This window comes from Kribbella sp. NPDC051936 (assembly GCF_040680955.1).
Taxonomy (GTDB): domain Bacteria; phylum Actinomycetota; class Actinomycetes; order Propionibacteriales; family Kribbellaceae; genus Kribbella.
Genome location: NZ_JBFAXS010000004.1, coordinates 403,679 through 421,672, shown reverse-complemented (window position 1 = coordinate 421,672; position 17,994 = coordinate 403,679). Strand labels below are relative to the sequence as shown.

The following is a 17,994-nucleotide window of genomic DNA, read 5'->3' as shown; positions in this document are numbered from 1 at the left end:
AAGTGGTCTAGCCCACCCGCGGCCGATCAGAGAGTCGTCAGATCCAGCAGCACCCGGCCCGCCGGCCGGTCCAGAACGTCGTTGATCCGGTCCGCCGGTACGACGTCGTAGTCGGCTCGCCAGGACGTCCCCGCGATGCCGGCCAGCGCCTGGCCGACCGCGTCCGATGCCAGCACGGTCCGCTGCAGGTTCACCGGCAGCACCCGCAGATCCCGGCCGATCAGCTGGTGCAGGTCGATGGTGGTGAACTCTCCGGCCTTGTACCCCAGGACGGCGATCCGTCCGCCGGGAGAGATGTGGCCGAGCACTCCACCGGCCACCGGACCGCCCATGGTGTCGATCACCGCGTCGCACCACGGCAACTCCCGGCCCACCTGTCCGAGGCCGTCGACGCGGACGAGCTGATCGACCAGTCCGTTCGCGTCGTCGGCACGGTCGTCCATCGACACCAGGCCGATCACCCGGGCCGCACCCGCCGCCCGTGCGATCGCAGCGCTCATGCACCCGACCAGACCGGTCACTCCGGTGACGACCACGGTCTCACCCTCCTGCACGTCGGCCACGCGACGAACGGCGGTGTGCGCGGTCAACACCGGCGTCATCAGCGCCAGCGCCGTACCGGCCTCCAGCGACGGCGGCAGCCGATGGACGGCGGCGTTCGGCACGACGGCGTACCGGCCCCAGACGCCGGCTCGCGTCACACCGGCGCCTTCACCGCGGACCACCACCGGCGTCCCCGGTTCGACGACGTCGGAGCTCACCACCACGCCGGCCCCTTCGGAGCCAGGCACGAACGGCGACGGCTGCCGGCCGGACAGGGTCGACCGGTCCTGCGGCGTGACCGAGGCCAGCCGCATCTCCACCAAGGTCTCACCCGGGCCGGCGGTCAGCTCGACCTCTTCGGCCTTCAGCTGCTCCCCTGGTCCATGACTGCGCAAGACAGTCCCCCGTGTACTCACTTCACTACCCCGTTCCCCACGATTTGATATCTGATCACAACCACGATCAGACGCAAGACCCGTCTCACCACTCGGCGACCTCCTTCGCCAGCGGCCGGGTCAGTACCTCGGCCGTGGCGGACCGCGCGGCGGACACTCCGTCGCTGCCCATCGGGAACGGCCAGTCGCTGCCGGCCAGCACCCGTCCGGGCCCGAACGTCTTCGTCAGCAGTTCCAGTACGGCGTCGTCGTGGACCAGGTCGTCGACGTAGAACCGGCGCAACGCGTCGGCCACCGGCAGGGACACCGGTGCGATCCCCGGCCGGGCCTGGTCGATCCCGCGCTGCCACCGTCCGGCGACGGCCGCCGTCACACCACCCCCATGGCACAGGCAGAACCGGATCCCCGGAAACCGCCCCGGCACGTCCGCGAAGACGAGCGAAGCCGCCGCCAGTCCGGTCTCGTACGGATTCCCCAACAGGTTCGAGAGGTAGAACGAATCAAGCCGTTCGTCGTCACTGTGGCCGGGGTGAATGAGCGTGAAGGCGTCGAGCGCGTCCAGCACGCGCCACACCGGATCCAGCCCGGCGTAGCTCGGCGTACCGAGGGCGAACCCGCCGAAGACACCCTCCTGCGCCAGCGACACGGCGACCGCAGGTGCGGCCGCGTCGAGCAGCGGCAGGTGCGCCAGCACCCGCAGCTGAGGTGTGGCGAGCTCCCGGAGACCCTGGTTCACCAGCTCGGCCCACTCGATGCCTGCGTCGTACCGGAAGAGCGCCGGCGGCACCGACACCACAGCACCGTCGAGGTCCTGCTCGGAGATCCAGTGCAGCAGTGCGGCCGGGTCGGCGAGCCGACCGAGCGGGAGTCGCTCTCGGTCGACGACCAGCGCGCCGTTGTCGACGGACAGCCCGAACTCGCCCCGCTGCGCCGCCGACAGCACGGTCGGCGGGATCAGGTGGGTGTGGACATCCCAGCCGGCCATGTCAGCGGGCGTCCTCGTCGTTGTCGTAGAAGTCCGGACGCTCCGGGTAGTGCGGACCGTCGTACACCTCGAGGAGCACCGACGTCTCCTCCGCACGCGTCGGACCGTGGACGACGCCCTTGGGGTTCCAGTAGAAGCTGCCCTTGGTCAGCGTCGTCCCGGTCGGCAGGTACACGTACCGCCCGGACAGGCAGAACATGAACTGGTTCGACGCATGCTTGTGCTCCGACGGGATCCCCGAGCCCCTCTCGAACCGCACCAGCGCGATCGACGCCTCGGTCACCGGGTCGCGCCACAGCATCTTGTGGGACAGGCCGGCCAGCGACTTCTCCACCCACTCCAGGTCGTCCGTCTGCAGCAGGATCTCCCGCAGCGGCTCGTCCATACTCATGGGACCTCCCGGCCGGTGACCCGCGTGTACAGCTGCTCCGCCACGCCGGGGCCCATCGGAGCCACCGCGGCGATGTGACCGTCCGGCCGGATCAGCACGACGCTCTCCGCCGGTACGCCGTACCGCTTGGTGGCCACGCTGCCGGGGTCGAACAGTGCCCGGTCCCGCAGGCCGGAGTCGTGCGGCGCGTCCCAGCGGGAGACCGCGTAATGCTGCAACGCAGGCGACTCGTTGACCGGGATCTCCGGCCGGCGCCGTACGTCGGTGAAGTAGAGCGCGACGAACGAGTCGCGGCACAGGTCGTGGATCGACGTCCGCCCGGTCGGGCTCTGCAACACCAGGTCCGGCGCCCGGTCACCCGCCCGGACTGCCGGCGGCGTGGCGGAGGTGGCCACCATCGACCAGTCGCCCACACCTTCGACGTCCAGCCGCACACTCAGCAGCGTCCGGTTGTACGCCGTGGCCCACGGGCCCGTCGCCTCGGTGACAGCACCCCGCTGGAAGGACATGTACTTGCGGGCCGCCTCGGCCATCTCGCCCGAGCCCTCGATCGCGACCGGACGCTGCTCCTGCTCGTAGCCGTCCAGCAGCGACGGGTCGGCCCAGCCCCGCAGCACCCAGGCCAGCCGCCACGGCAGGTTCGATGCGTCCAGAGCGCCCGTGTTCAGGCCGAGCGCCCACATCGGCGTGATCAGGTGCGCGGCATCGCCCATCAGGAAGACCCTGCGGTCCTTCGTCCACTGCTCGGCGACCCGGTGGTGCACGTTGTAGACGACCGAGCCGAGCAGCTCGATCCGGTCCACCTCGCCGATGAACTGCTTCACCTTCACCAGCAGGTCTTCGTCATCCGGCGCGTCGGCGCCCGGCGCCAGCGGGAACAGGAACCGCCAGTTGTCCGGCTGCCGGATCAGCACCATCCACTCGGACTTGTCCGCGAAGTAGGCGAGGTACGGGTAGTCCCTGGCGTTGTCGACGTCCAGATCCACCACGACGTCGATCAGCATGTACCGCTCGGGCAGGGTCTCCCCCACCACCTTCACACCGAGCGCGTCCCGGATCTTGCTGCGTCCACCGTCACAAGCCAGCAAGTGCGACGCTTCCAGCTCCTGCGCGCCGTCCGGGGTCTCCAGCTGCAGTACCACCCGGTCGTCGAGCACCTCGAACGACGTGAGCCGGTGCTGCGTCCGCACGGGCTCCGGAAGCGCCGCGGCCAGCAGCGGCTCCATCTTCTGCTGCGGCAGGTTGATGACGAACGGGAACTGCGTGTCGTTCACGAGCTCGGCGAGCTGCACCGAGGCGCGCGGGGTGTTGGTGGCCCGGTCGATGTCGCCGATCTCGTCGATCCGCAGCGCGGCGCCGAGGATGCGGTCGACCGCGCCGTACCGGTTCCAGATCTCCAGCGTCCGGCTCAGCGTCGTACCGGCCTTGGTGTCGGACGACAGGACGGCGTCCTCCTCCAGCAGCACGTACGGGATGCCGTAGTGCGCCAGACCCAGTGCGGTGGTCAGACCGATCGGTCCGGCACCCACCACGGCCACAGGCAGCTGTTCAGTCAACTCTCACTCCGTGCAGCTAGATGAAGCTCGTGAGCTTGGCAAAGGCACGTTCCCGCGTCAGCACCGACCCGGTCATCGCGGCCGCGTCCGACAGCAGGAACAGCAACGGGCCGACCACGTCCTCGGGGTCGCCGATACCTATGGTGTCCTGCCAGTGCTCGCGGTCCGCACCGGCGTTCGCACCGCGGAACTGCTCGGTGTCGATCACACCCGGCGCGACCACGTTCACCCGGACCCGGTCGCCGGCCACCTCGGCCGCCAGCGTCTTCGCGAACGCCACCAGCGCCGCCTTACTGGCCGCGTACGCCGCGGCGCCCGCGTGCCCGGTCGACGCCATACCCGACGTGAACACGACCACTGAACCTGACCGCCGCCCCACCATGTGCGGTACGACGGCCTGGCACGCCCACACCACACCGTCCAGGTTCACCTGCAACGTCCGGCTCCACGACGCCGCGTCCATGTCCAGCACCGGCGACCGCGGCTGCACCGCCGCGCCCGCAACCAGGCCGTCGATGCGCCCGTACCGCTCCAGCACACCCGCTACTGCGTCCTTGATCGCAGACTGGTCCGCTACGTCCACCTTGACGTACTCCACGCCGCTGGGCGGCACAGTGACGTCGAAGACGACCGCCGTACCGCCGGCGGCGTTCACCGCGGCGGCCAGCGCCGCACCGATGCCCTGCGCGCCGCCCGTGATCACGACGACCTCACCGGTCGCGTCGAAGCCCGCCTTCACGGCGTCTCCTGTTCCTTCGACGCCTGCTTCGATGTCATCGTCTCGGTGATCCGCTGGAACGCACCGGCCAGATGGCTGCGCAACGCCCGCTCGGCCGCATCCGGGTCCTGGGCCACACACGCGTCCAGGATCGCCTGGTGCTCCTGCCGGCTGCGCTCGATCAAGAATGCGGTCGGCCGGCTGCCGAACCGGTAGCGTTCGCTGTTCTGCCAGACCGGCTCGATTGCTCGCGGCAACCACTGCGACCCACTGGCCCGGTAGATGGCGAAGTGGAAATCCGCATGGGCCTGACGGGCGCCGGCGGAGTCCTCCGCGCGCGACAACCGGAGGTGCTCGGCCAAGGCAGCCGCGGCCTTGGTCAGGTCCTCCTCGGTGAAGCGGGCGGCCGCAGCACGGACGGCGAGACTCTCCAGCGCGAGCCGGGTCTCGTGGGTGTCCCGCAGGTCTGACAACGACAGGTCCCGCACCCACGCACCGCGATGCGGGATGATCTCGACCAGCCCCAGCGCCTCGAGCCGCCGCAAGCCTTCGCGGACCGGCATCTGGCTCATCTCCAGCCGGCTGGCCAGCTCCACCAGCCGCAGCGGCGTACCGCTGGGCAGTTCGCCGGACAGGATCAACTGGTGCAACTCGGCCGCCGCGTGCTCGGCGAGAGTACGGCGACCTCCCTTGCCGCCGCCCGGCAGCAACTCCAACGGGCCGCTCATCCGCGCACCACCCGGTTGCGCAGCTCACCGAGCTTGTCCGCGCGGGTCACGACCACATCGCCTTCCTGCAGGAACACCTGCGGCTCGCGGGCGTTGCCGATACCGGCCGGCGTACCGGTGAGCAGCAGGTCGCCCGGGCGCAGCGTCATACCGAAGGACAGCTCGCTGATCAGGGTGGCGACGTCGAACGCCATCTGCCGCGTCGACGCGTCCTGGCGCACCTCGTCGTTCACCAGGCACTGCAGCCGGATGTCCTGCGGGTCCCCGACCTCGTCGGCGGTGACGATCCACGGCCCCAGCGGCATCGTGTCGTCGATGCTCTTGCCCTTCAGCCATTGCCCGCCGTGCGCACGCTGCAGGTCCCGCTGCGACACGTCGTTCGCCAGCGTGTAGCCCCAGACATGGTCGAGCGCGTCGTCGACGGCGATGTTCTTACCGGTCTTGCCGATCACCAGCGCGACCTCGGCCTCGTAGTCCCACTTGGCGGAGATCGCCGGGTCCCAGGCGATGTCGTCGTACGGACCGATCACCACGTCCGGGCCCTTGGTGAAGAACGTCGGGTGCTCGGGACGGTCCACGTCCTGCCCCTCGCGCTTGCCCTTGCTCTCCTCGAAGTGGTCCCAGTAGTTCCACCCGGTGCAGAGGATGTCCCGCCGGAACCGCCGCAACGGCGCCCGCAGCAGCTCCGCCCGGAACGGGATCGTGTCCACCACCGAGGCGCCGTCCGTGATCACCCCGGTCAGGTCCGTTGCCGACAGCAACTGGACCGTGTCGCCGTCCAGGACGCCGGGCCGTTCCCGTCCGTCGTGCTCCACCGTCACGTACTTCATCTCAGGTCCACTCGACGCCACGCACAGAGTTCACCCCCCGGTCAGGCGATCACGGCGATCGCGTTGATCTCGATCAGGTAGTCGGGATGCGCGAGCTTGCTGACCTCGACCATCGTCGAGGCCGGCAGCGGCTCGGTGAAGTACTGGGCGCGGATCTCGTGGATCTTCGCGAAGTCCTCCATGTTGCGCACGTACACATCCACCCGGCAGACGTCCGCCAGTGTGCCGCCGGCCGCCTCGACCGCCGACTTCACGTTCTCGCACACCTGCCGGGTCTGTTCCCGGACGTCACCGACGCCGGCGATGCCGCCGTCCGGCCGGCGCGCGGTCATCCCGGAGACGAACACCAGCCGTCCGGTCGCCTCGACCGTGGTCGCCTGCGAGAACACCCCGTTCGGGCTCCGCAACGCGTCGGTGGTCACCTGTGTCTTCGGCATCAGCCCACTACTCCTCCCGCCGGGACGACGGCGCCGACCGCGCGTGCGGTCGCCAGCAGTCCGTCCAGTCCCGACCTCTCGATCAGTACGCCGCTGCGCCGCTGCTGCGCCGCGCGCTCGGCCTCGATCTCACCCGGCAGGTACAGCCGGTTGACGCCCGGCGCCGTCGCGCTCCCCCGGACCCGCGCGGCCAGCCCGGACGAGCGCCGCTTGAAGTCCTCGACACCGCCCATCAACTCCGGGTCGATCGCCAGGAACAGGTGCGCGCAGTCGTTCGGCCGGTCCGGCTCCCGGTACAGCGGGCGGACCTGGTCGCCCCACCCGCCGCCGCTCAGCACGCCGGTGAGCACGTCGATCATCAGCGCCAGCCCGAAACCCTTGTGGCCGGCGGCCGGCAGCAGCATGCCGAGCACCGCCTCGTCCGGGTCCGTGGTCGGCGTGCCGGACGGGTCGGTGGCCCAGGTGTCCGGGATCGGCCGCCCGGCCGACGCCGCCAGCCGGATCTTGCCGAGGGCAACGGCCGACAGCGCCATGTCCAGCACGATCTCCACACCGGCCGTGGTCGGCACCGCGATCGCCAGCGGGTTGTTGCCGACCAGCCGCTCGGCGCCGCCGGGGGCGGGCATCAGCGGCGTCGTGTTCGACACCGCGATACCGATACACCCCGCCTCGCCGGCCTGCATCGCCCAGCGGCTGGCCGCCCCGAAGTGGTGGGCGTTGCGCACCGAGACGATGCCGATCCCGTACCGGCCGGCGCGCTCGATCGCGTGCCCCATCGCCTGCGGGCTGGACAGCTGCCCCATCCCGCCGCGGGCGTCGACCACCATCGCGGCGCCGGCGTCGAACAGGATGTCGAGCTCGCGCTCCCGGGTCACGCCGCCGGCGTTCAGCCGCTCGACGTACATCGGGACCAGCATCACGCCGTGCGAGCTGACACCGCGCAGATCGGCCTCGACGAGCGCTGCGGCGATCTCGTCCGCGTCCTCGGACTCGAAGCCGAGCGCGGTGAACACGCCGGCCACCGTGGCCTCCAGCCACTCGGGCCGGACCAGCACCCGCCGGTCCGCGTCGGACGCCTGAGCGGTCATCGGGTTTCCCGGGCCCAGGGCAGCAGGACGTGCTCGAGCAGGACGAGGGCGTAGAACAAGACGATGCTCATGATGCTGAGCAGCGTGATCGCGGCGAACGCCAGCGTGGTGTCGGCGCTGGCGCCGGACTGCTGGATGACGTACCCGAGTCCCTTGGTGGCGCCGACGAACTCGGCGATCACCGAGCCGATCACCGCCAGCGAGATCGCCACCTTGAACCCGGTGAAGATCTGCGGCATCGCATAGCGCAGCCGGAGCTTGAAGAACTCCTGCGCGCGGCCGGCGTTCAGCGACCGCATCAGCTCGACCAGCTCGGCCGGGGTCGACTTCATCCCCTGCGCGGTCGAGATGACGATCGGGAAGAAGCACATCAGCAGCACCATCACGACCTTCGGCCACTGCCCGAAGCCCATCCAGATCACCAGCAGCGGCGCGATCGCCACCTTCGGGATCGAGTTCACCATCAGCAGCAGCGGGTACACCAGCCGCTCCAGGACCGCCGACCGGACGATCACGAGCGCGATCGGTACGCCGATCACGATCGCGAGCCCGAAACCCTCGACCGTCTCGAGCAGCGACGTCCCGGTCTCGCGCAGGAGCGAGCCGGGCTGCTCGAAGAACTTGACGACCACGTCCCCCGGACTCGGCAGCAGGTACGGCTCGATCGAGAACACGACCGTCGCGCCCCACCACAACCCGATCGCCGCGGCCAGGCCGACGATCGGAAGGATCACGGCGGCCACCGGCGAATCGGTCAGCCAGGTGCGCTTCGGCATCGTCCGCCCGGTCATCGCGGCCGCACCTCGTCGGCGATCTCCTTCTCGGCCAGCAGCTCGTGCAGCCGGCCGCTGATCGCGGCGACCTCGGTGAGGTGCGCGTTCTGGCCGAGGCTGCGCGGCCGCGGGATGTCGATGTCGACGACCTCCCGCATCCGGCCCGGACGCGGCGTCAGCACGACCACGCGGTCGGCCAGCACGACGGCCTCCTCGATCGAGTGCGTGACGAAGACGATCGTGGTGGACAGCTCCATCTTGATCCGCTGCAGCTCTTCGGACAGCTCCGTCCGGGTCAGTGCGTCGAGCGCCGAGAACGGCTCGTCCATCAGCATCACCTGCGGGTCGCGGATCAGCGACCGGCACAGTGACACCCGCTGCTGCATACCGCCGGACAGCTCGTGCGGCAGCCGTCGCTCGAACCCCTGCAGGCCGACCAGCTCGAGCAGCTGGTGGGCACGGTCCCGGTACGCCGCCTTGTTGCGGGTGCCCTTGTCGATCTCGACCGGCAGCATCACGTTCGACAGCACCGAACGCCACGGCAGCAGGGCCGGCCGCTGGAACATGAACGAGACGTCCCGGCGCGGTCCGGTGACGGGCTTCCCCGCCACCTGGACCACACCGGACGTCGGAGCAAGCAGTCCCGCGATCAGCCGGAGCAGCGTGGACTTGCCACAGCCGGACCGGCCGATCAGCGTGACGAACTCACCGCCGCGAACGTGCAGGTCGATCTTCTCGAGGGCGGTCACCCGGCCCTCGCGTCCGTCGAAGACCTGCCCCACGCCGTCCAGGCGAATCATCCGGTTCCAGAACTCCTAACGTCAGCTCTTGGGAGCCAGGCTGAGCGTGACGACGTCCTCGGGCTTGACCGCACCCTTGCCGATCGCGTCCGACTCCTCGAGCAGCGAGATGACCTTCTGCACCCGCTCCTGCGTGACGTCGCCGAGCGGACCCTTGAAGTCGTCCGGCTTGATGTACTCCTTCATGATCTCGAGTTCCTTGGTGGCGACCGCGAGATCGGTGTTCGGCACGTACTTCTTCAGCGTCGCGGCCGCCGCGGCCGGGTCGTCGTACGTGTCCTGCAGGCCCTTGAGCAGCGCGCCGGTGAACTTCTTCACCTGGTCCGGGTGGTCCTTGGCCATGTCCGTCCGGGTGATGATCGCGTTGCCGTACAGGTCCGGCAGCGCCTTGCCGTACGGAAGCACGACCGCCTTGCGGTGCTTCTCCTTGTCGGCGTTCTCGATCAGCGGCTGGCCGACCACGAACTGGCCGATGCCCTGCACCTTGCCGGACGCCAGCAGCGCCGGCAGGCCGGGCGGCGGCGACGGGAGGAACGTGACCGACTTCGGGTCGATGCCGACCGCCTTGGCGTAGACCGGGAACATCACGGTGTTCGTGGACCCCGGCTGGTCGCCGATGGTCTTGCCGGGCAGGTCCTTCGGGCTGTTGATGCCCAGGCCCTCCAGCGACATGATCGCGGCCATCGACCGCTGGTGGACCATGCCGACGGTGGTCACCGGGAGCTTCTGCTTGGCGAGGGTGATCACGGTGGCGGTGAAGTCGCCGATGCCGTAGTCGGCCTGACCGCCGGCGACCAGCTTCATCACGTCGACGGTGCCGCTGCCGGGCGTGATCTTGACGTCGAATCCCGCGTCCTTGAAGTACCCCTTCTCGAGCGCGACGTACGCGTACGCCTCGCGTCCGAAGGTGTTGAACGACGTCAGGTAGCTGACCTTCTGCAGCCCGTTGTCGGCTGCCTTGCCGCTGTCGTCACCGCTGTTGCACGCACTCACCAGGGCGAGCCCCAGGACCGCCATCAGGGCGATGACGGAACGCCTCAACCTCATATCGACCTCTCTCGTCCCGATATTTGATCAAACATCAAATACTGAAAGGTGGTCAAACGGCCCACGGGGTCTTCACGGGGACTTAACGTCCGCCATGCCGGTCCTCGCAGTCCTGCCGGCCACCGTCCTGGAGCCGTTCCCCATACCTGTCCGGAGACACATGCTGTAACCGGACGGGCACCCGCCCCGACCACAGACCGTACCTGCCACAGCAGCAGATCGCGACGCCCACGAGGGCCGAACCCGCCCACTCTCCGTCAAATTTGCGTAAACCCTCAACCTCTTCGTGACCCAGCCCACGTCGCCCGCCCGGATTCCGGGGTTTCCCGGCGCTCACTCCGGGGAGGGAGGTGAGCCGCCCCGGCCTTTGGCAGGATGTGACGGTGCGACGGGTGACGCGGCGGGTGTGGCGGGCGATCGGGTGCCTGTGGCGTCCGTCGACGTACCTGCGCTGGGTGTACCTGCTGCTCGGCGCGGCGCTGGTGCTGGCGTTCATCCTGGTCGACAGCGCGCTCGGCGCCGTGGTCTCCGACCTGCACCTGCCGAAGGTTGCCACCGGCATCATCTGGGTCCTGCTCGCGCTGCTGCCCCCGGTCGCGCTCGGCCTGCTGCCGGCCGTCCGCGAGGTCCAGGGGATCGCGGTCGAGTCGCTGCTCGCGGTGCGGTTCGAGGAGCGGCCGCTCGGCCCGGCGCGGACCTGGGCACAGCGGCGGCGGACGAGCGTCTGGTTCTGCCTGCACCTGGTGGCCGGCGGCGTCGTCGGCATCCTCAGCACGATCGTGTTCGCCGTGGGCGCGATCTGGCTGGCGGCTCCGTTCCGCTCCCCCGGATCGCGCGACATCGTCCCGGGCTGGTCGTACGACATCCGCGGCGGCTGGAGCGACCTGTGGATGCCGGCCGCGGCGATCGGCGGTCTCGCCGGGCTGTTCCTGCTGTCGGCGGCGACCGGGGCACTCCTCGCCTACCTGGCGCCGCGGGTGCTCGGCCCGACCGCCGCGGAGCGCATCGAGCTGCTCGAGAAGCAGACCGCGACACTTGCCGAGCGCAACCGTCTGGCCCGCGAGCTGCACGACAGCGTCGGGCACGCGCTGAGCCTGGTCACGCTGCAGGCGGCGGCCGCCCGGCGGGTGCTGGCCACCGATCCGGAGTTCGCCGAGACCGCGCTGGCCGCGATGGAGACCTCCGCCCGGGCGGCGCTGGCCGATCTCGACCACGTGCTCGGCCTGCTCCGCGACGACCGGCGGCCGGAGGCCCGGACGGCGCCGCAGGCCACGCTCGGTGGGCTCGACCGGCTGGTCGAGGCCACCCGGGCCGGCGGAATCACGGTCGAGGTCGAGCGGTCCGGCGATCTGGACCAGCTGCCGGCCGCGGTGTCCCGGGAGGCGTACCGGATCGTGCAGGAGGGCCTGACCAACGCGATCCGGCACGCCGGCCGCCCGGCCGGCGAGCTGACCGTGCACCTGTCGATCTGCCTCGACGGGTCCGGGCTGCGGCTCGCGGTGACGAACCCGGTCAGCGGCAGGTCCGATCACTCCGGCGGCGGCCGCGGCCTGGCCGGTATCCGTGAAAGAGTCGCCGTACTGCGGGGAACCGTGAACGCCGGCCCGGTCACCCGGCCGGACGAGCCGGGATGGCAGCTCGCGGTGCGGCTGCCGGTCAGCGTGACGAAGGGTTGACGTCCTCCCGCGCCCGAGGGCGAGAGATTCCAGCCCGACTACGTGATGGTAGCGAGTTGAGGTTCACGCTTCTCAGAGGCCTGCACAACGGTCTCTCGGCGTGCGTTCACGGCCCGCCCGGCCGCGAGGTCGTTTGCGATGTTGACTGCAGCGTTCACGTCGGCGTTGGCTTCGTGCCGGCAGGCGACGCACCGGAAGACCGCTTGGCTCTCACGGTTCTCCGGTGCGACATGCCCGCAGGCGCTGCAGGCCTGCGACGTGTACGCAGGATTGACTCTCTCGACCCGGCCTCGCGCCTTGTGGTCCAGGCGCCGGACGAGCAGACCCCAGGCCTGGGCGAGGATGCCCCGGTTGAGCCCTGCTTTCTGTCGCACATTGCGGCCCGGTAGTCCGCGGGTACCTCGCGCCGACTTCGTCATGTTGCGGATCCGCAGGTCCTCGACGCGGATCACGTCGAACCGGCGGGCGAGGTCGGTGGTGATCTGCTCGGCCCAGTTCTTCCGACGATCGCTCTCCCGCACCTTCAGGCGCGCAATCGCGATCCGTGTCCTGGCGCGCCGGTTACTGCCGCGCTTGGCTCTGGCGAACTTGCGTTGCAGATGCTTCGTCCGACCCTGTTCCTGCGCCGACAGCCCCGGGCAGGACAACAGCTCCCCGGTCGACAAAGCTGCGGATACCGTGACTCCGCGATCGACACCCACCACGGCGCCATTGCCCGGTGCTCGGATGGGTTCGGGGATGGCCGCGAACGCGATGTGCCACCGCGCCGCCCGGTCGCAAGTGACGCGATACGACTTCGCATCCGGCAGTCCGCGCGACAACCGGAATTTCACCCAACCGACCTTCGGGACCAGGACGCGGCCCCACTTCCGGTTCAGCTTCTCTACCCGCTGGGCCGCGGGACCGACGATTCGGAATCCCTCATGGACACCTTCGCGGCGCCAGGTCGGGCGCCCGTGGCTTCCGTTGTAAAAGTTGCGCCATGCCTGATCGAGATCCCGCAATGCCTGCTGCTGGACGGTCTGCGAACCAGCCCTCAGCCACGGCTCGTGCACCCGGGCCTCTGTAAGTTGCGCGGACTGCGCTCCGTATCCTGGGGATGGTGGGCGGCCGGGCCGCCACATCAGCCGCTGCTCCAGACCCAGGTTCCACATATACCGTGCGTGCCTACAGTGCTCAAGCAACCTGGATGCTTGAGCCGGCGTCGGCGCGAGTCGGTAGCGGGGCACGACGGATAATCAATCAGACGGCACCGACAGTCTTACGTGAAGGGAGGGAGTTGCGGTTGGTACCCGTCCTCCAGGCCGGGCTTCCCGCAACCTATCCAATGAACCTGTCGGTGGTCGTGGTCGACGACGAGCCGCTGATCCGGAGCGGGTTGCGCGCGATCATCAACGCCGAGGCGGACCTCACGGTCGTCGGCGAGGCCGGTGACGGCGCCGAGGTGCTGCCGCTGGTCCGCCGGACCGGCGCCGACGTCGTGCTGATGGACGTCCGGATGCCCGCGGTGGACGGCATTCAGGCGACCCGGCTGCTGCTGGAGAGCCTCGACCCGGCGCCCCGGGTCCTGGTCGTCACGACGTTCGAGAACGACGACTACGTGTACGACGCGCTGCGCGCCGGCGCGTCCGGGTTCCTGCTCAAGCGGACCCCGCCGGACGACATCATCGCGGCGATCCGCACGGTCGCGAAGAGCGAGTCGCTGCTGTTCCCCGAGGCGATCCGGACCCTGGCGCTCGCCCACGCCGGTGCGCCGGCGGCCGACGGGCTCGACCGGTACCAGTTGACCGAGCGCGAGCAGGAGGTGCTCCGGCTGATGGCGCGCGGGCTCTCGAACGCGGAGATCGCCGCGGAACTGTTCCTCGGCCTGCAGACCGTGAAGACCCACGTCGCCAACGTACTCGCCAAGCTGAACGCGCGGGACCGCACGCAGGCCGTGATCCGCGCCTACGAGTCAGGTTTCGTGCCGCTGCACTGAGCGATCAGGTACTGGCGGGGTCGTCGGACTCGGCCAGCGTGCAGGCGTTGTGGAGCGGGTCGACGGTGTTCGCCGTCATCGCCAGGCGCTGCAGGAGCAGCCGGAAGCTGGAGCGCTCCGACTCGTCGAGGATGCCGAGCACCTCGTCCTCGCCGGCGCGGAGCCGCCGCTCCAGGTCGCAGAGCGTCGCGACCCCGTCCTCGGTCGGCGCGATCAGCCGCGCCCGCCGGTCGGCCGGGTCGGGCCGGCGCTGCACCAGCCCCGCCTTCTCGAGGTCGTCCAGGAGGTAGGTCATCACGGTCCGATCGACGCCGAGCTGGGCGGCCAGGTCGAGTTGCCGCTTCGGGCCCTCGGCGTTCGTCGTGGCGAGCACCTGGTAGCCCCGCGGGCCACCGGGCAACCCCTCCAGCGCCGCCGCGGCCGCCTTCGCGTACCGCCGGAAGACCACGCCGAGAGCCCAGCCGAGGTCGGCCTCGACCGGCGCGCCGTCGGCCACCGACGGCGCGACCCCGCGCGCGGAACGGGCGGCGATCTCTGGCGACGTGCTGGACATGTCCCCATCGTACGGGGTGTATGCCACCTGGAATACGATCTGACTTGAATATGTTCTGCTCAGCAGATTATCTTCAGTACAGCTCAATACGAGCACGCCCCCTCACCGCGATGGAGACAGAACGAATGAGCACCCTGTTACGCGTCGACGCCAGCATCCGGCTGGAAGGATCGGTGTCCCGGGCCCTGGCCGACAGCGCGGAGGCCGCCTGGAAGGCCGAGCACCCCGACGGTGTCGTCGTCCGGCGTGACCTCGGACAGCACCCGCTGCCCGCGACCGTGTGGCCGACGCTGGCCGCCGCCCAGGTGGGCCAGGAGCCGGTCGCCGACTCCGACCGGATGCCGCTCGCCGAGGCCCAGGCGATCGCCGACGACCTGAAGGCCGAGATCGTGAACGCCGACGCGGTCCTGCTCGCCGTACCGATGTACAACTACGGCATCGCCCAGAACGTGAAGACCTGGATCGATCTGCTCGTGATCGACAAGGACCTCGCCTTCGGTTCCCGCCCGCTGGCCGGTAGGCCGGCGATCTTCGCCATCGCCCGTGGTGGCGGCTACGGACCGGGCTCGCCGAAGCACGGCTGGGACCACGCCACGCCGTACCTCGAGCGCATCTTCGGCGACGTCTTCGGGATGAACCTGCGGACTGCCGCCGCCGAGCTCACCCTGGCCCCGGTCACCCCGGGCATGGAGGAGCTGATCGACGCCTCCAAGGTCTCGGAGTCCGAGGCCCACGTGGAGGCCGGCACCCACGGCAGCGTCGTCGCCCGTGAACTGATCGGCAAGGCTGCCTGACCCTGAGCTGAACGGGTTCTAGTGGTGCCGCGCTCGAGCCGGCATCACCGGGGCCTCCAGACCGACAGTGTCACCGACAGCGTCACGATCGCCGGCTCCGGCAGGACGGCGATCCGCTGCAGCAGCTCGCGGTAGTCGAGGTGCCGGGCGCTCGGCGTCATCAGCACCAGCTGCTCCACGGCCGACCGGTCGAGCCGCATCGTCTCCTCGACCAGTTCGTTGCCGACGCGCTCGAACTCTCCCGCGAGCGACTCCTCCAGCCGGCGTTCCTTCTGGTCGTCGACACTGACCATTCCCAGCACGTCGACGAGCTCGGCGAGATGCGGCTGGTTCGGGGTGACCACGAGCAGCCGGCCGCCGGGCGCCAGGATGCGCGCCATCTCGGTGGCGTTGCGCGGGGCGAACACGTTCAGCAGCAGCTGCACCGAGTCGTCCAGCAACGGCAGCTCACGCCACGCGTCGCACACCACGGACGCGATCCGCGGGTCCACCCGGGCCGCGCGGCGAGCGGCGTACTTCGAGACGTCCAGGGCGATCCCGCGGCGGTCCGGGGACAGGCCCAGGACGCCGGACAGGTAGTAGGCGGTGCCGGCGCCGACCTCGACGACCAGGTCGTCCTCCCCGAGGTCCGCCCGCAGGATGAGCGCGTCGCGGATCGGAGCGTAGTGGCCGGTGCCGAGGAAGACCGTGCGGGCGCCGACCATCGCGGCCGAGTCGCCCTCGATCCCGGTCGACGCCGAAGGCAACAAGTTCAGGTAGCCCTGCTTGGCCAGGTCGTACGCGTGCCCGTGCGCGCAGCGCGCCGTCCGGCCGTCGAGCGCCAGCGGATCCGCACAGACCGGGCAGCGCAGGACTTTGACGAGGTCGCCTTCCACCCGCCCTAGGTTATGTCGCGGCTTGTGATGCGGGCCCAGGCGGCTGCGTAGAAGACCGCGAGGTAGCCGCCCTGGAGGAGCAGGTTGCGGCCGATCTCGTGCCAGTACGGCGGATCGCGGAGCAGGTCGGCGAACGACTGCCAGCGGTACATCAGCAGCCACGGGTGGATCGCGTGCAGCTGCGGGATCGCGGTCAGGATCCCGAGCACGATGAACGTGCCGAACGTCGCCGCCATCGCGGCCAGCGGGGTCGAGGTCAGCGACGAGATGAACAGGCCGATACCGGCCAGGCCGAGCAGCGACAGCGAGATCACGACGGCGATACCGAGCGCGCGGAGCAGGCCCTCGCCGAGCGAGACGGTCGAGCCGGACAGCAGCAGGACGTCGCCGACCGGGAACAGGACGAAGCCGACGATCAGGCCGGAGATCCAGATCGTCATCGTCGCGGTCAGGCAGAACACGGCCAGGGCGACCATCTTCGCGGCGAGCAGCCGGGACCGGCCGGCCGGTGCGGTCAGCAGGTTGCGCAGCGTGCCGAGGCTGGCCTCGCCGGCCAGCGACTCCCCGGAGATCACGGTCACCGCGGTCGGCAGGAAGAACGGCAGCGACAGGCCGAGACTCGCGACGATCAGGAACAGGCCGTTGCCCGCGACCTGACCGATGAAGCCTTCGGCCCCGGGGTCCGTGCCGGCGATCTTGATCGCGATCCCGATCAGCAACGGCACGGCCGCCAGGACCCCGAGGCCGACCTGCGTCCGGGCCCGCGCGAACACCAGCCGCAGCTCCGAGACGAACAGCGCGAGCGTATGCCGCCCAGCCCTCGGCTCCTGCCCGGCCACTGCCCCCGTCTCCGGCGCGGCCGGCGCCCCGGCGCCCGGGCCGGCCGGCACGTCGGCGGTCTCACTCGGCGACATCGAAGCCCTCCCCCGTGAGTGCCACGAACGCGTCCTCCAGGCTGGGGCGTTCCAGGCCGAAGCCGTGGATACGCACGTCCGCCGCCACCAGCGCGGCGGCGAACTTCTCGATCGGGAGCTCGCCGGGATCGCCTTCGACGGTCTCGCCGGTGGTCTTCAACTCGATGACGCCCAGACCTTGCAGCGTCTCGGCCGCCTGGGTGAGGTCCGGCGTACGGACCACGAGCCGGGGACGGAGCTCGGCGCGCAGGTCAGCCACCGTGGACTGGCGGAGCAGCTTGCCGCGGCTCATCACCGCGGCGTGCGTGCAGACCTGCTCCACCTCGGCGAGCAGGTGGGTCGAGGTGAACACCGTCGTACCGTCACGGGCCAGCTCCTGGATCAGGTGCCGGACCTCGCGGGTGCCCTGCGGGTCGAGACCGTTCGTCGGCTCGTCCAGGACGAGCAGCTCCCGGCGCTGCATCAGCGCGACCGCGATCGCGAGCCGCTGCCGCATCCCCAGCGAGTACGCGCGGACCTTCTTGCCGGCCGCGTTCGACAACCCGACCCGCTCGAGTGCCTCGCCGGCGCGCGCCTTGCGGGTCTTCGGGTCGGCGGTGCGGTCGGCGGCGTCGAACCGGAGCAGATTCGCCTGCCCGGTCCAGAACGGGTAGAACGCCGGCCCCTCGACCAGCGCGCCGACCCGGGGCAGCACCCGCAGGTGCGCCTTCGGCATCGGCTCGCCGAGCAGCTCGACCTCGCCGGCCGTCGGCGCGATCAGGCCGAGCAACATCCGGATCGTCGTCGTCTTGCCCGACCCGTTCGGCCCGAGGAAGCCGAACACGCTGCCGGCCGGCACCTCCAGGTCGACCGCGTCCACCGCGACCTGCCCGCCGCGGAACCGCTTGGTCAGCCCGCGGGTGACGACCGGCAT

General features: G+C 70.2%; 20 protein-coding genes. 3 read left to right on the top strand and 17 right to left on the bottom strand.

The annotated features are described in order from the left end of the window. Positions 1-26: 26 nt before the first annotated feature. The 12 genes from AB0L64_RS15930 to AB0L64_RS15875 all read right to left on the bottom strand — a co-directional run bounded on the left by AB0L64_RS15930 (position 27) and on the right by AB0L64_RS15875 (position 10,291). The gene (locus AB0L64_RS15930; protein WP_363710853.1) at positions 27-959 is read right to left on the bottom strand and encodes a zinc-binding alcohol dehydrogenase family protein; all 933 of its coding nucleotides are present in this window, start codon (positions 957-959) and stop codon (positions 27-29) included. A gap of 64 nt (positions 960-1,023) precedes the next feature. Further along, a complete protein-coding gene (locus AB0L64_RS15925) occupies positions 1,024-1,923 on the bottom strand; it encodes an amidohydrolase family protein (RefSeq protein ID WP_363710852.1) in 900 nt (299 codons plus the stop codon). 1 nt (position 1,924) lies between these two features. Beyond that, entirely contained in the window at positions 1,925-2,314 is a 390-nt protein-coding gene (locus AB0L64_RS15920) for a cupin domain-containing protein (RefSeq protein ID WP_363710851.1), read from the bottom strand. Next, positions 2,311-3,870, bottom strand: coding sequence for an FAD-dependent monooxygenase (locus tag AB0L64_RS15915; RefSeq protein ID WP_363710850.1), 1,560 nt, complete (start codon positions 3,868-3,870; stop codon positions 2,311-2,313). The genes AB0L64_RS15920 and AB0L64_RS15915 overlap by 4 nt, the downstream gene beginning before the upstream one ends. A 16-nt stretch (positions 3,871-3,886) precedes the next feature. After that, on the bottom strand, positions 3,887-4,609 hold the full coding sequence (locus AB0L64_RS15910) for an SDR family oxidoreductase (RefSeq protein ID WP_363710849.1): 723 nt from the start codon (positions 4,607-4,609) through the stop codon (positions 3,887-3,889). Beyond that, positions 4,606-5,316 carry a GntR family transcriptional regulator gene (locus AB0L64_RS15905; protein ID WP_355690346.1) on the bottom strand — a complete coding sequence of 237 codons (711 nt, stop codon included), beginning with the start codon at positions 5,314-5,316 and terminating at the stop codon, positions 4,606-4,608. Before AB0L64_RS15905 ends, AB0L64_RS15910 begins: the two co-directional genes overlap by 4 nt. Next, complete coding sequence (locus tag AB0L64_RS15900) at positions 5,313-6,146, bottom strand: fumarylacetoacetate hydrolase family protein (protein ID WP_363710848.1); 834 nt, start codon at positions 6,144-6,146, stop codon at positions 5,313-5,315. Before AB0L64_RS15900 ends, AB0L64_RS15905 begins: the two co-directional genes overlap by 4 nt. A 41-nt stretch (positions 6,147-6,187) precedes the next feature. After that, complete coding sequence (locus tag AB0L64_RS15895) at positions 6,188-6,583, bottom strand: RidA family protein (RefSeq protein ID WP_363710847.1); 396 nt, start codon at positions 6,581-6,583, stop codon at positions 6,188-6,190. After that, on the bottom strand, positions 6,583-7,671 hold the full coding sequence (locus tag AB0L64_RS15890; protein ID WP_363710846.1) for an Ldh family oxidoreductase: 1,089 nt from the start codon (positions 7,669-7,671) through the stop codon (positions 6,583-6,585). The genes AB0L64_RS15895 and AB0L64_RS15890 overlap by 1 nt, the downstream gene beginning before the upstream one ends. Then, positions 7,668-8,462, bottom strand: coding sequence for an ABC transporter permease (locus AB0L64_RS15885; protein ID WP_363710845.1), 795 nt, complete (start codon positions 8,460-8,462; stop codon positions 7,668-7,670). Before AB0L64_RS15885 ends, AB0L64_RS15890 begins: the two co-directional genes overlap by 4 nt. Beyond that, entirely contained in the window at positions 8,459-9,244 is a 786-nt protein-coding gene (locus tag AB0L64_RS15880; RefSeq protein ID WP_363710844.1) for an ABC transporter ATP-binding protein, read from the bottom strand. Before AB0L64_RS15880 ends, AB0L64_RS15885 begins: the two co-directional genes overlap by 4 nt. A 21-nt stretch (positions 9,245-9,265) precedes the next feature. After that, positions 9,266-10,291: an ABC transporter substrate-binding protein gene (locus AB0L64_RS15875; RefSeq protein WP_363710843.1), complete on the bottom strand. Its 1,026-nt coding sequence runs from the start codon at positions 10,289-10,291 to the stop codon at positions 9,266-9,268. Positions 10,292-10,674: 383 nt separating this feature from the next. On the opposite strand from AB0L64_RS15875, the gene AB0L64_RS15870 reads away from it, so the two are divergent. Beyond that, entirely contained in the window at positions 10,675-11,967 is a 1,293-nt protein-coding gene (locus AB0L64_RS15870) for a histidine kinase (protein ID WP_363710842.1), read from the top strand. Positions 11,968-12,005: 38 nt separating this feature from the next. On the opposite strand, the gene AB0L64_RS15865 is transcribed toward AB0L64_RS15870, so the two are convergent. After that, positions 12,006-13,196, bottom strand: coding sequence for a transposase (locus tag AB0L64_RS15865; protein ID WP_363710841.1), 1,191 nt, complete (start codon positions 13,194-13,196; stop codon positions 12,006-12,008). Positions 13,197-13,294: 98 nt separating this feature from the next. Between AB0L64_RS15865 and AB0L64_RS15860 the strand changes: the two genes are divergently transcribed. Further along, the gene (locus AB0L64_RS15860) at positions 13,295-13,945 is read left to right on the top strand and encodes a response regulator transcription factor (protein ID WP_363710840.1); all 651 of its coding nucleotides are present in this window, start codon (positions 13,295-13,297) and stop codon (positions 13,943-13,945) included. Between the two features lie 4 nt (positions 13,946-13,949). Here AB0L64_RS15860 and AB0L64_RS15855 read toward each other — a convergent pair whose 3' ends face one another. After that, the gene (locus tag AB0L64_RS15855) at positions 13,950-14,498 is read right to left on the bottom strand and encodes a MarR family winged helix-turn-helix transcriptional regulator (protein ID WP_363710839.1); all 549 of its coding nucleotides are present in this window, start codon (positions 14,496-14,498) and stop codon (positions 13,950-13,952) included. A 125-nt stretch (positions 14,499-14,623) separates the two neighbouring features. Here AB0L64_RS15855 and AB0L64_RS15850 point away from each other — a divergent pair, with 125 nt between their 5' ends. Then, complete coding sequence (locus AB0L64_RS15850) at positions 14,624-15,292, top strand: NAD(P)H-dependent oxidoreductase (protein ID WP_363710838.1); 669 nt, start codon at positions 14,624-14,626, stop codon at positions 15,290-15,292. A gap of 44 nt (positions 15,293-15,336) precedes the next feature. On the opposite strand, the gene AB0L64_RS15845 is transcribed toward AB0L64_RS15850, so the two are convergent. Genes AB0L64_RS15845 through AB0L64_RS15835 form a run of 3 tightly spaced genes read right to left on the bottom strand, consistent with a single transcriptional unit; the run spans position 15,337 to position 17,994 of the window. Continuing rightward, positions 15,337-16,167, bottom strand: coding sequence for a putative RNA methyltransferase (locus AB0L64_RS15845; RefSeq protein ID WP_363710837.1), 831 nt, complete (start codon positions 16,165-16,167; stop codon positions 15,337-15,339). A 5-nt stretch (positions 16,168-16,172) separates the two neighbouring features. Continuing rightward, positions 16,173-17,081 carry an ABC transporter permease gene (locus tag AB0L64_RS15840; protein ID WP_363710836.1) on the bottom strand — a complete coding sequence of 303 codons (909 nt, stop codon included), beginning with the start codon at positions 17,079-17,081 and terminating at the stop codon, positions 16,173-16,175. After that, a complete protein-coding gene (locus AB0L64_RS15835; RefSeq protein ID WP_363710835.1) occupies positions 17,068-17,994 on the bottom strand; it encodes an ABC transporter ATP-binding protein in 927 nt (308 codons plus the stop codon). The genes AB0L64_RS15840 and AB0L64_RS15835 overlap by 14 nt, the downstream gene beginning before the upstream one ends.